Annotated in this window: 3 protein-coding genes; all 3 read right to left on the bottom strand. The window is 72.2% G+C overall.

From position 1 onward, the window contains the following. Positions 1 to 8: 8 nt before the first annotated feature. The 3 genes from ABT006_RS08355 to ABT006_RS08365 all read right to left on the bottom strand — a co-directional run bounded on the left by ABT006_RS08355 (position 9) and on the right by ABT006_RS08365 (position 14,149). Entirely contained in the window at positions 9 to 6,650 is a 6,642-nt protein-coding gene (locus ABT006_RS08355; protein WP_350704235.1) for an RHS repeat-associated core domain-containing protein, read from the bottom strand. A gap of 16 nt (positions 6,651 to 6,666) precedes the next feature. Continuing rightward, positions 6,667 to 10,917: a LamG-like jellyroll fold domain-containing protein gene (locus ABT006_RS08360; protein ID WP_350704237.1), complete on the bottom strand. Its 4,251-nt coding sequence runs from the start codon at positions 10,915 to 10,917 to the stop codon at positions 6,667 to 6,669. Between the two features lie 382 nt (positions 10,918 to 11,299). After that, a complete protein-coding gene (locus tag ABT006_RS08365; protein WP_350704239.1) occupies positions 11,300 to 14,149 on the bottom strand; it encodes a DEAD/DEAH box helicase in 2,850 nt (949 codons plus the stop codon). Positions 14,150 to 14,175 lie beyond the last annotated feature (26 nt).

Genomic DNA, 14,175 nt, shown 5'->3' on the forward strand with positions numbered 1-14,175 from the left:
CCCAGCCCCTAGCCTAGAGTCCTTTTGAGTGCGATCATCCCGCGCGCCCCCGCCGGGATGTCCACCCCGCCAGCTCGCAATATCGCCACGCAGTAGGTTACGCAGCTATTGTGAATGCCGTCATAGCCTCCGAGGTCCGCTCCAATTGATTTCCGCTGCGCCTGCATGGCCGCTCCCGGATCGGGAACATCGAAGGTTCGCTCAATAACGTTCGGACCAAGCGGCTGCGCTCGCGCACCTGTCGTTGGGAGACCGTTTGGGCTTCCCGCCCCATCCCATCCTGGGATTACCTGTTCAGTCTCCAGAGATTTGCCACCACCTTCTACCCGAATCGTGGCGTGCTCCATGTCGACATCCCAACGCACCGTTGCCGTGCCGTCGCAATTGTGGACGAGGACCGGGGTGTCGCCGGCCATCACATGGTACGTGTGGACGGCGTCGACCGTGAGGTCGTACATGGTCTGGGCGCCCGTGTACGACCGGACACCGGTAACTGTCGCCACCCGGCCGTCGGTGGTGCGCAGCTCGTGCCCGACCGTCAGTTCGGCGGCGTTCACCCACGCCCTGGCCGTCTGGTCCCAGAACGGGTGGTGGTCGGTGGTGTGCAGGACGGTCGTGCCCGCGGCGAGCGCGCCCGCCGCGGCGAGCCCGGCCAGCGCCAGGCGCGGGCCGGCGGTCCGCTTCGCCGGCGCGCGCTTGCCGCGCACTGTCACGGTGACGTCGGTCAGGTCGGTGTCGCGGTTGGTGTGCAGCGCGGTGACCCGCTGGGCGGTGGTCCGCCCCGTCGCCGGGTCGGTGGCGAGCACCCTGTCGCCGAGTTTCACCTGGCTGATCGGCCTGCGTTCACCGTCCGCCAGCCGGACTTCCGTGTTCGCGCGGAAGCTGTGGAGGCAGCCGGCCGGTCCCTTGGGCGCACTGCGAATCCAGTCCAGCACCGCCTTGGACTGCTTCTGTACGGCGCTGATGACGCTGTTCGCCCAGGCTTTCATCTTGCCGAAGTTGGTGACCGCGTGCCACGCCTTCTTCACCGCGCCGATGAGTTCGCCGACGCGGTGCAGCTTGCCCCAGGGGACGATGCCGATGAGCATGGAGATGCAGGCGCCGAGGCTACCGCCGCCGAAGCAGGCTTTGATGTCGTTGATGCCGAGGACCTCCTGCAGGATCTCGCCGCCGGCTTCGATGACGACGTCGAAGAGGCTCTTGTTCTGGATCCGCTTGGCTTCCTCGTACTCCTCGCGGGTGTGGCCGCTGGCCTTGAACGCGGCGTCCTGGATCTGCTTGATCTTCTTGTTGTTGCGGGCGAACTTCGCGGCCTTGGTCGCCGCCCGCTTGATCTGCTGCTTGGTCGCGTATCGCAGCGACGGGATGTACACCGAGCCGTCGGCCTCGACGAAGTACTTGAGGCCGTCCGGGTCGCTCATGCTCGCCGGGTTGTTGTTCGCGTACGCGTATCCGTTGAGCTGTTGCGGGTCGCTCGGGTCGATGACCGGGTCGACCGAGATGAACCGGCCGAGCGCCGGATCGTACTCACGGGCGCCGAGTTGGACCAGCCCGAGGGAGGCGTCGCGCGTCCCGCCCACGAACTCGTGCTCGTCGGGCCAGGTGGTGGGCGCGGTTCCGCGTACCTCGCCGAACGGCAGGAACTGGCGCCGGGTGACCGCCAGGGTGTCGGCCTTCAGCGTGGTCATGGTGGTGCCGTGGTGGTCGGCGACCTGCCAGTGGGCTCCCGCTGCCGTGCGTACCCCGATCGGCGCGCCGGCGTGGGAGTAGAAGCGGGTCCCGGTCTTGACGCCGGTGGCGCGGTCGAGCCGGATCTCCTGGCCGCCCAGGTACAGGGTGATGGCGGTCGGGTCGCGGCGCAGCAGCCGGCTGCCGTCGGCGTCGTAGACGATGCTGGTGTCCTTGCCGTCCGCCGAGCGTGCCGAGGTCAGCCGCCCGCTGGGGTCCCAGTCCAGGGTCTGCGCCGAGCCGTTCAGGTTCCGGGTGACGGTGTTCCCGGCCTTGTCGTAGGCGAACGTGTCCGCCCTGGATCCTGTCGGGCCGGTGGTGGTGACGGATTCGAGGGCGTGGCTGGCCTCGTTGTACTCGTAGCTGCTGACGGTGTCCGCGGCGCCGGCGAGTCCGTGCTTGCGCAGCTCGGTGCGGTTGCCGCTGGCGTCGTAGCGGTACGACGTCCAGTACGGGTCGTCGCCGCCGACGGTGCCGAGTACGCAGTCGGCCGCGGTCGTCCACGCCTCGACCATCCGGCGGAGGTGGTCGTAGTCGAAGCACTGGCGGTCGGTCGCCTCGCTCGACGGCACGTCCTCGATCTTGGTCATGTTGCCGGCCGGGTCGTAGGTGTATCGCAGGTCGTTGACCTTGACGCCGCTGGCCGCTTCCCGCTCCACGAGGTGCCGCGTCGACCGGCGGGTGGCGTAGTCGTAGAAGTGGGTGCTCCAGGCCCGCGCCCCCGCCGCACCGATCGCCAGCTGGCCCAGCTCGCCGAAGCGGGTGTACCGGGTGTCGTTGACGTACGTGCCCAGCTCGCTGGTGGTCGACCTCGGCAGGCCCAGGTCGTCGTACCTGACGGTCAGCGTCTCCTTGGCCAGGTCACCGGCCCTGGGTAGCTCCGTGGTGGCGATGCTGCCGTCAACGCGGTAGGTGAGGTTGGTCTGGTAGGTGCCGGCGAGATCCCCCTCCGCCTGGGGGATCGTCACGATGGTGCCCGTCGGCCGGTTCGCGGGGTCGTAGCCGGCCACCTTCACGGTGTAGTCGTGGCCGTTGTCGGTCCGGGTGCTGGAGGTCAGCAGGCCCTTGCGCAGGGTGTCGTACGTCCACGTCGCGCGCAGGGGGCCGGTCTGGGAGCCGGCGCGTTCCTCGGTCCTACGGCCGAGTTTGTCGTACCTGAAGGCGAGCGTCTCGCCCTCCGCGTTGGTGGCCGTCGTCAGCTGCCCCGCCGGGTCGAACGTGGCCCGGGACGTGCCGGTGTCGGGGTCGTGCGTCGCGGTGCGACGGCCGAGCAGGTCGTACTCGTACCGCCACTGGCGCCCGTCCGGGTCGGTGACCGTGGCGAGCTGCCCGGTGTTGGTGTAGGTGTACCGGGTGACGTCGGCCGGGCCCTGCGGGTTCGGCCCGTGGTACTGGTACAGCGCGGTGGTCTTGCCGTCCGCGTCGACGTACGTCGTGGTCGCCGTGCCGCCCGCCGGTGGCGTCTGGTCGGTGCGGTCGCCGTGGTACGCGATCGTGCCGTGCCACTTCTCCTCGCCGAACGACTTCAGGATCGCCTGGGTGGGCCGCCCGACACCGTCGTAGATGATGACGTTCTGGGAGGGAACGTTGTTGTCGGCGGCCTCCACCAGCGTGGTGCCGGCCGCGCCTTCGGCGTAGTACCCGGAGTTGGTGGTGACGGCCAGGCCGCGGGAGTCGTAGCCGGTGTCGGTGACGACCCTGCCATCGACGACGCCGCCCTCGCCCCAGGCCGGAGACTGTGTCTGCCGGGGGCGCAGGAAGCCGTCGTAGAGCGCGTAGCTGGTGAGGTAGTTTCCGTTCGCCCGCAGGGAGTCGGTGGCCACCGCGCTGGCGCCGTCCCGGCGCAGGAAGTACCGGTACCGCAGGTTCGGCCCGTCGCCGATGTCCGCGCTGCGGCCGGGCAGCCAGACGCCGACGACGCGGCCGAGCGGGTCGTAGCGGACGTCGGTGCGGCGCCCGCCAGGGTCGACGGTCGTCAGCGGCTCGCCCCAGGCCGGCGACAGCTCGGTCGTCGTGGTGTGGTCGTCGGCCGTCGTCGTCGGGTCGAGCTCGTTGGTGACGGTGATCTTCGTCGTCAGGCCGGCGGTCTCGGTGTACGTGGTGGCCGTCTTCCGGCCCAGCGCGTCCCAGGTCTCCCTCGGACGGCCGTACCCGTCGAAGGTGGCCCGGTTGGTGACGACGTAGACCGGCTTTCCGTCCACGTAGTCGGAGACCTGCTCGGCCTTCTCGGGGTTACCGGCGGCGTCGTAGCTGGTCTTCGTGTCCGAGACGATGTCCCGCGGGTACGCCGGCGTGGCCGCGCACGCGACGGCGACGGTCTCGGTGCGCTCGGGACGGGAGCCGTCGTACCAGGTGCGCGTGCACTCCTCGTCGCCGGCGACCGCGAGGTCGCCCTGGTCGTCGACCCGTGCGACGAGGCCGTCGTCGGTGTACTCCCGGTCGACCCGCGTGCGGCGCCAGCCGCCGCCCGACAGCGCGGTGTACTCGCGGACCGCCTTGACGTCCACCTGGTGCGCCCGCAGGTTCCCGGACGCGGCGGTCTCGCGTTGCCAGACGTCGTTGATCGTCGTGCTGACGACCGCGCCGCCGTCGCCGTCGTAGATGGTCCGTTCGCGCAGCTGCCCGCTGAGCTGGTTGTCGTCGGCCGCGGCGCCGCCCTGGCTGTCCGGCACGGCCGGCCCCTCCATGCCGCGGAAGTACCGGTACCCCGAGACGGAACGCACCCCGCCGCCGTCGCCGTGGCGCACCACGACCCTGCCGTAGCCGCGCCACTCCGACCAGGTGCGCCTCTTGGCCACGACCAGCTCGTTGTCGTTGTACCGCCAGGCGCCGCCGCCGAGGTACTGGTACGCCATGACCTCGGCCGGGGCGCCGCCCACCCGGTCGGTCTGGGTCACGCTCTCCACGACGTACTTGTGCATCCAGTCGGTGAACTCCACCCCGCCGTCCGGCTGCCACTGGACGGGGAAGCAGCGCAGCGTGTTGCCCTCCGGTCTGGGCAGGGCGGCCGCGGTGCACTCGGTCGGGGCGTAGTTGACGCTCACCACCCCGCCGTACTCGTTGTACACCCCGGCCAGCCGGAACTTCGACAGCGGCGGCAGGCCGTCGGACCCGGAGTTCACGCGGTTGTCGAACGCCTGCCCGCGGAACGTCACCTCGGGCGTCGGGGTGTCGGCACCCTGGTAGACCCCCGAGTGGCCGATGCGCTCCAGCCACAACGCCGGCCCGGCCCCGCCGCCGCTGTCCCCCGTGGCCGGAAAGCTGTGGGTGAACGTCCACCGGTCGACGTCCTCGCCGCCGACGTAGGTGGTGACGCTCGCCAGCCGCTGGGTGGTCCAGAACGTCGGGGACTGGGTCGTGCACCCGGTCGCGCACTTCTGGTCGAAGGGGACGTCCGGGTAGCTGTCGCTGTTCTCCAGCCCGCAGTTCTTGCCGGGGACGCACCGGGGCGCGGTACCGAAGACCACCTTCGCCGGCGGGGTGCCGGCGAGCTCGTTGCCGAGCCGGGTGCCGTACTCCGCCCGGCGCAGGAGGATGCCACGGTCGTACTCGACCGTCCGCCGGCCCTGGTTCGCGCCGTAGGAGTTCTTCTCCTTCTCGTACCAGTAGGTGATCGTGTTGCCGCGCGGGTCGACGACGTGGTCCAGGTTCCACCGGTACGCCTGGGCGCACGACGACTCGGCGAACGTGGCGGCGTGGCACGGCTCGTTCGTGTGGTTGCCGAACACCGGCACGGTCTGCACGGAGTTGGTCTCGGGCTTGCCCGCGGTCCAGCCCGGCAACCGGTTGACACCGAAGAAGTACTGGGTGCCCTCGCGGGTGGTGACCTTCCAGTGCTCGCCGTCGGCGTCGCCGTTCGCCCTCGTCGGGTCGGCCAGCAACTCGATGCGCGAGCCGTCGTCCTGCTTGAGCCGCCAGACGTTGGTGCCGGCGGGCACCAGTTGCCCGGAGTGGCCGGCGAGCGAGAGCGTGGCGTTCTGGTTGAACCAGCACTGGTCGCCGGTGGCCTGCTGGCCGTTGTTGCCGCCGAGGTCGTCGGCGCACCCGCGGTAGGACCGCTCGATGTAACCGGACCACATGTCGAACCCGTCGCCGGCCCAGGACGGCTGGTTGTTGGTGGCCGCCGTGCGGCCGTCGATCGCCCCGGACGAGTACGCCAGCGACAGCTGCGGAGCCAGCCCGCCGGGCGTCTCCGGCACCCGCAGCGGGTAGCTCCAGCTGAAGTCGCCGGTGTGCGTCGACACCTGCCACGTGCCCGACAGGGCCAGCGACGTGGCGGCGTAGCTGCCCGCCGAGCCGGATGCGCCCGCGGTGACCGCGTACGCCGTGCTGTCCCCGCCGACGTCGACCTGTGCGCTCAGTGTCCCGGCCCGGTGGTCGTTGCGGCTCGGCACGGCCGACCGATCGGCCAGGCGCACCAGCCGCAGGCGGCTCGCCCAGTCACCGCCGTACGCGTACCGGAAGGCGCTGTAGTCGACGGTGAGCGTGACCGGCCCGGCGGAGTCGGACCCGTCGGCGCGACGCAGGTCGAACACCACGCCCGCCACGCCGGCGCGCCGCGCCGCCGCCTGGTCGCGCATCTCCACCCGGACCGCGGCCGGTGTCGCGGGCCCGGTCGACGCCCTGCCCCGCGCCAGCCGCACCGGCAGCCTGCCGGCGGGCGCGGCCCTCGCCGCGAGCCGCACCTCGGCGGCCCCCGCAGCCGGCCACACCGGCGCCGGGGCGGTTGCCGCCACGGTCATCGTGGGCAGCGGGTCGTCCTTGACCGCCACCGGTTTCACCGGCACCACCGGCTCCTGCTGCGGCGCGGTGGGCAGCGTCACCGCCACCGCCGAGGCCGCTGGCGGCGGCACCGCCGCCAGCGTCGTCACCAGGACGGCGGCGAGGCCCGCCGCCAACCACCGGGTCGAGCGGTTACGCATGGCCGTCGTTCCTTCCCTAGTGGAGGCTCGTGATGACGTAGCCGAGCCGGCTGGCCTGGGTCGTCCTGCCCTCGCACTGCTCGTCCAGGGAGGTGAACCGGTCCCCGCCCTCGGCTTCGGTGAGGCGGCAGGAGTACAACGGCGCGGTCGCGGCGGCGAACGCCGGCGGCTGCGTCCAGATGCCACCCTCGCGGCGGCGCACCGTCTTGCCCTCGCAGGCGGGGTCGGTCGACAGGAACTCGTCGGTGCCGTCGACGCAGGAGTAGAGGGCGTTCGCGCCGGAATCGCCGGTCAGCGCGATGATCCCCTGTGTGCCCTCCGGCTGGTAGCCGGCGGGCAGGCGGGCGAGCGTACCGACCGTGAGGTGGTCGTGCCCCGGCGCGTCCGAGACGTAGCGGACCAACTGCCGGTAGGCCAGGGTGTACCCGAAGAGCCCCTCGTTGCGATGCACCGGGTCCTCGCAGGCTTGGTAGGGCGTGCTGTAGTGGTCTCCGGTGGCCGGAACCACACAGCGGTAGATCGGCAACGACGGATGATCCGGTGGCGGATTCTTGTAGGCCAGGCCGATCTCGCCCAGGAGTGTCTTGTCGGTTCCCTCGCACGTGTCGACCACGGCCATGTACCAGCCGCCGGAGTACCGGCAGGAGTAGAGCATCCGCGTGCCGGGCGTGTCCGGGGGCGCCAGCAGACCGAGGCCGGGCTCCCACAGCATCGCCGGCGGCACCGGACCGGTGCTCACGAAGTGTCGGCCGTCGTGGTTGACGAACCGGCTGAGCTGTCCGCCGTACGGGTTCGGGCGCGCGGTCACCTGGCTCTCGTTGTGGTCGACGATGAGTTCCTTGCTGAGCACGCCGGTGTAGACGTGCACGTCGTCGACGCGGCCGTCGAAGAACGCGGTCGCCTGCCCGGCCGACCTGGCCCGGCCGATCGTCAAGGGGCCAGGCACGTGCGCGCGCACGCCGCCCACCGCGACGGTCTCCACGCCCTCGACGTAGAGCCGGACCTCACCGGCCGCCGCGTCGTACACGCCGGCCAGGTCGACCCAGTAGCAGCCTCCGGAGGGGCCGGGGTCGCAGTCCTCGGCGTCGGCCTGCGCCTTGATCGGCGCGGCGCCGTCCGCCGGGGACACCGCGAAGACCCACTTGCCGTTGGCGTACCCCAGGGTGAATCCCGATGCGGTCGGCCCGTCCTGGCTCACCACCGTCTGGGCGGTGCTGGTGCCCTCCGGGTCCCGCCGCGCCCGGGCCGTCACGCTGAAGCTGCCGTCGGTGCGCACCGCCTGCTCCGTGCCGGTGACCGCGTCGTCAACGCCGTCGAGTTCGATGGCGTGGTCGCCGACCGGGCCCGGCGGCCACGAGATCCCACCCGTCGCGGTGGCGTTCCGGTAGTTGCCGGAGACGTCACCGACGCGGGTGCCGGCCCCCTCGTCCAAGGGAAGGAACGCCTCCTCGATCACCGGCGTGTTGGCCAACGCCCGGATCTCGGCGGGCACGAGCGCCCGCTGCCAGACCTTGACGTCGTCGACGCGGCCGCGCCACGGTTCCGTGTACTGGCTGCGGTACCTCGAGCGCCCGATCTGCAGCGGCCCGGCCGCGTCCCAGGTCGCGTCCACCCTGGCCACGGTGTTCAGCACGCCATTGACGTACAGCCGCAGCTCCCGGGTGCTGAGGTCGAAGACTCCGACGAGGTGATACCAGACGCCGGCTATCGGCTCCCTGGTCGAGACCGCCCGGGCTATCGGCGCCTGCGTCGAGTCAGCCGACGCCATCCGGAACGCGAAGCGCTTCTGGTCACCGACGTAACCGAGATAGAAGCCGGAGGCCACGCTGCCGTCCTGCGAGACAGCGGCGTAGGTCCCGGTGTCGACGGCGCCGAGCGTCGCCCAGGTCGAGACGCTGAAGGTCTGGTTCGTGCGCAGCACGCGTTCGCGGGTGGCCGCGTAGCCGCTCCCGGCGCCGGTGAACTCCAACGCGTCGCCGATGCGCCCGCGCCTCCACATCGCGCCCGTCTCCGGGTGCATGCCGGACACGGTGGCGGGACGCCCGCCGGTGAGGTCCGGTGCGTTGTTGTTCGGGACGGCACTGATGCGGCCGTCGAGCGGCCAGTGCCCGATCTGCCCGGGAGCATCGGAGCCGACCAGGAAGTGGTATCCGCCTCCCGGTGGCACTCCGCCGCCGTCGTCGTCGGGTGTCCGGTAGGGCGCGGACACGTTGAGCGCCCGGTCGACCGCGCGCACGTACAGCTCGTGTGGACCGTCGCTCAGCGGGGTGACCCGGATCGTGGCGACGCCGTTGACGGCCGGCACGAAGCGCGGCGAGTTGAGGGAGACCAGCGGGAAGTCCTGGAAGTCCAGGCTCCACTGGAAGCCGAGCACGTCCCTGTCGCCGTCCGCTGCCGTCACCGTGACCGCACCGGTCTTACCCGGATAGCCGCCGAACCCGTTCTCCGGGAAGTCCGTCGAGGTCAGCCTCGGCGCGCCCGGCTTCGTGGCGTCCACGGTCACCTGACAGAAGCGGGACCATCCGCTCCAGTTGACGCCGTCGAACGCCCGTACCCGCCAGGAAATCCGCTTGCCGTCGCCGAAGACGCCAGCGGGGATCGCGGCCCGGTGCCGTAGCCCGGGCTGCTGCGCCGCCGTCTGGGTGCTGCCGGCCGGGGCGCCGGCGCCGTACTGCCACCACTCGAACTTCGCCGACAGGTTCTGTGCGTCCCGATCGTCGAGGACGGCGGACAGCGCCAGCGCGCCCGTGGGAGAGAACGCCTGGTCCACCGCGCCCGCGCAGCCGAGGCTCGGTGCCATCCGGCCGGCCGACGCGGAGAGCTGCCACGGCACGTCCGGCGGCCAGTTGTACTTGACGAGCAGCCTCGGCGCGAACCGACCGTTCGCGAAGCTGTTGAACTTCTTCCACTGGGCGCTCGCGCCCGTTCCCTCGTCATCCGCGCGAAGCATGAAGGTGGTCACCCCGCCGGGGCTGACCACGTTGCCGCCCAGGTCGAACCCAAGCCAGTTCGCCGGGCAGGACGGGCCGTAGCCGTGGGCGGCGGAAACGGTCGTGAGGTGCCAGGGCTCCGTGCTCGTCCCCCAGCCCGGTTGCCCACGTCTCCACGTCATGCCCTGGCCGATCGGGTTGGTGCGGTACAGCCGCAGCGGCGCCGGGGCACACGACGGCGCCCAGATCTCCCGGATGTTCAACTCCGCGCCCAGCAGCGTCGCCCCCGCCAGTGCCCTCGTGTCGAACTGGAAGTACGACCGGGCCGTCCCGATGCCGTTGCAGCCCGCGAACCCGCAGTAGCCGACCTTCGCCTCGGGGCCGTCCATGCCGCCGTTCCAGTACGCCATGTCGGGCTTGCCCGCGAACACCTTGGCCCACCCGTACTGTGGCGCCGTCCACCACGGGTCGATCCGGACCGGATACACCGTCGTCGGGTCGTCCAGCAGAGCCTGGTCCGGGACGATCGTGAGGTCGCCGCCCACCAGCTCCAGCTCGCCCACCGCCTGGTTGCCCACCCCCACGGTCTCGGTCGGCTCGTCCTCGCTCGTCGTGGCGGCCGGCGACGGCGTGTCCGACATCTCGACCCGGGACGAGGCGAAGACGACGTCGCCCGCCTCGTCCTGCGCCGCCAGCGTGCCGTCCGGTTGCTCGGTCACCGTCAGGCCCTGCGCCGACAGCTCGAAGTCGATCTCCGCGACGCGGGGGTTGTCGGCCGCCTCGCGGGTCTTGACCACGAGCACCGGCGCGAAGCCCTCCGCGTGCGCGGTGAGCTGAAGGTCCACTCCGGGCAGCACCTCGGGGTAGGTAGCGGTCTCCCCGGACAGCTGCGGCGGCGGTAGCGGGTCCGGCCAGCTCATCTCGATCCAGCGGTCCCCCTCGGACAGCCGCGCGAGCGGAGCCGCCGATCCCCCACCGGAGAACACCACCGGCGTGGCGGGCGCAACCGGCACGATCGCGCCGTCGGCGCGCCGCACCAGTCGGGTGTCGGGGTCGACCCAGCCGTTGCCCCTGCGTACCCGCTCCGGCCCGAGGGACAGCTCCATGGTGAAGGAGCCGTCGGGGTTGGCGAACACCTGCTGCCGCTCGGTGCGGGACGCCACGACCTCGATCCGCTCGCCGGTGGCCGCCGCGGCGGCCGTCGCCTCCCGCTCCGGTGACAACTCTTCCGTACGCGCGGCATCGGGTGCCGCCTGCGCCGTCGATGCCACCGCCACACCGCCGCCCAGCAGAACCACCGCCACCGAGGCGGCGACCCACTCACGCAATCGGCCCACGCCGCCACGCTCCTCCCCGTCGCAACCGCGCGTGACCCCTCGGTCACGTACGTCGCGCACATCCTGGCGGTCGCGGACTTCAAGACGACTTCGAACGCACTTCAGCGCCGCGGTGCGCCTGTGATCAGGGAGGATTCGTCTGTCGACAGCCGACCGTCGACGCGCACGGCCCGATCCAGCCCCACGATGGTCAACCCGCCGAAGGACGTGGAACCGCACCCGTCGCGGGCATGCCGAACGCCAGCGCCGGCCCGGCGAGATCGACCGGTCCGACCGGCGCTCAGTGGGCGGCGCTTCGGCCGCCGCGGCCGAAGATCGTCACCGGGCTGCAGACCCGCGCCGACGCGCGGGATTCCGACGCGCCGCCACGGAGAGTGACGGGTCAGGCCGGGGCGTGGTACGCCAGTACGCCCCGGTTGACCGCGGCGATCGCCTGCCTGGCGGTGGACCTCAGCTCCGACGAGGCGCCGCCGGAGTCGGCGAGCTGACCGAGCAGGTCCACCACCTGCCGGGCCCATCGGACGAAGTCGCCGGCCGGCATCTCGCCGTCGATCTCGTGGCCGCTCGCGAGCACCTTCGCCAGGGCCTCGCCCCGGGCCCACCGGTAGACCGGCCAGGCGAAGCCCAGATCCGGCTCGCGGGTGACCGCCAGGCCACGGGCCGCCTCGTCCGCCTCGATCTCGCTCCACAGCTTGAGCGTCTCGTCGACCGCCTCGGCCACGGGGCCGCGGGGCAGCGACGCCCGCTCGTCGACGTCGCGGCGGGCCTCGAAGACCACCACCGACACGGCGGCGGCGAGTTCGGCCGGGGAGAGCCCGTCCCACACCCCCCGGCGCAGGCACTCGGCGACCAGCAGATCCGCCTCCGTCCAGATCCGGCCGAGCATCCGGCCAGCGTCGGTCACCGTGCCGTCGGGCGCGAGGTACCCGCGGGCGGTGAGCAGCGCGACGATCCGGTCGAACGTACGGGCCAGCGAACCGGTCCGGCCGGCCACCCGCTGCCGCAGCTCCTCCGTGTCCTTCTCCAGGCGGCGGCGCCGCTCCGCCCAGCGGGCGTGCTCCTCGCGGTCCGGGCAGGCGTGACAGGGGTGGCGACGCAGCTCGCCGCGGAGCTGGCTGAGCCGGTGGTCCTCGCCGACGGCCTGGCGGGAACGGCCGCCCCGGCGCCCGCCGTGCCGGTCCAGCCCGGTGCCGCTGACCTCGGCGGCCAGGTCGCGCCGGGCGGCCGGCGACCGGTGGTTGAAGTGCTTCGGCACCCGGATCCGCGCCAACACCTCGGCGGGGGTGGTGAAGTCGCCGGGACTGACGCGGCCGGCCCAGCGGTCCTGGGTGAGCACCAGCGGCCGGGGCTCACCGAAGCCGCCGGTGGCCGGGTCGAGCACGACCGCCAGGCCGGCCCGCCGGCCTGACGGCACCCGGATCACGTCGCCGACGCGCAGCCGCTCCAGCGAGGCCACCGCGGCGGCCTTGCGCTGGCTCTGCCCCTGCCGGGCGATGGCCCGTTCCCGGTCGGCGATGGCGACCCGCAGCGCGAAGTACTCGTCGAAGTCGCCGTGGTGGCAGGCCGCCTCCACGCCGTACGCCTCGATGGTCTCGGTGTTGCGCTGCACCTGGCGGGCCAGGCCGACCACCGAGCGGTCCGCCTGGAACTGCGCGAAGGAGGACTCCAGCAGCGCCCGGGCCGGCTCCGCGCCCACCGTGCCGACCAGGTTGACCGCCATGTTGTACGACGGCCGGAAGCTGGACCGCAACGGGTAGGTGCGGGTGGAGGCGAGGCCGGCGACGTGCCGGGGGTCGGTCTCCGGGGACCAGACGACGACGGCGTGCCCCTCGACGTCGATGCCGCGCCGGCCGGCGCGGCCGGTGAGCTGCGTGTACTCCCCCGGCGTCAGGTCGACGTGTGCCTCGCCGTTGTACTTGACCAGGCGCTCCAGCACCACGCAGCGGGCCGGCATGTTGATGCCCAGGGCGAGCGTCTCGGTGGCGAAGACCGCCTTCACCAGGCCCCGGACGAACAGCTCCTCGACGACCTCCTTGAACACCGGCAGCATGCCGGCGTGGTGGGCGGCCAGGCCGCGTTCGAGGCCGTCGAGCCACTCCCAGTAGCCGAGCACGGTCAGGTCCTCGCCGGGGATCGCGGTGACCCGGGACTCGACGACCCGACGGATCTCCGCCCGCTCCTCGGGCGAGGTGAGCCGCAGCCCGGCGGCGAGGCACTGCTGCACGGCGGCGGCGCAGCCGGCGCGGCTGAAGATGAACAGGATCGCCGGCAGCAGGCCCTCCCGGTCCAGCCGGTCGACGATGTCGGGGCGCATCGGGCCGCGCCAGCGGGGCCCGCGCCGCCCGCCGCCCGGGCCGGCGCTGCGCCCCTCGCCCAACTCCAGCCGGCGCATGGTGTCGCGGGTGTAGCGCAGCAGCTCGGGGTGCACGTCGTGCTTGCGGGCGGCGTCGGCGTCGTGGAACAGGTCGAACATCCGCTTGCCGACCAGCATGTGCTGCCACAGCGGCACCGGGCGGTGCTCGCTGACCACCACGGCGGTCTCGCCGCGCACGGTGACCAGCCAGTCGGCGAACTCCTCGGCGTTGGACACGGTGGCCGAGAGGGAGACCAGGGTGACGGAGGCGGGCAGGTGGATGATCACCTCTTCCCAGACCCCGCCGCGGAACCGGTCGGCGAGGTAGTGCACCTCGTCCATCACCACGTACGCCAGGCCCTCGAGGGTGGCCGAGCCGGCGTAGAGCATGTTGCGCAGCACCTCGGTGGTCATCACCACCACCGGGGCGTCGCCGTTGATGGCGTTGTCGCCGGTGAGCAGACCGACCTGCTCGGCGCCGTAGCGGTCGACCAGGTCGTGGTACTTCTGGTTCGACAGCGCCTTGATCGGGGTGGTGTAGAAGCACTTGCGCCGCCGGGGCGCGGCCGGGGCCGGAGCGGCCTCGCCGCCGGCCGCGGGCACCACCTCGTCGCCCGCGCCGCCGGGACCGCCGGCCTCGCGCCCCGGCGCGCCGCGCAGCGCCAGGTGTACGGCGAACTCGCCGACCACCGTCTTGCCGGCGCCGGTGGGGGCGCAGACGAGCACGCCGCTGCCGCGCTCCAGCGCCTGGCACGCCTCCCGCTGGAAGTCGTCGAGATCGAACCCCAGATCGAGGGCGAACTCGTCCAGCGCCGGGAACTGGGAGGCCTGCGCGGCCCGGCGGCGCGCCGCGGCGTACCGCTCGGCGGGGCTCGACATGTCCTCAAGATTAGTGCGTGCCGACG

The organism is Micromonospora sp. NPDC002717 (assembly GCF_040295705.1).
In the GTDB taxonomy this organism is placed as follows: domain Bacteria; phylum Actinomycetota; class Actinomycetes; order Mycobacteriales; family Micromonosporaceae; genus Micromonospora.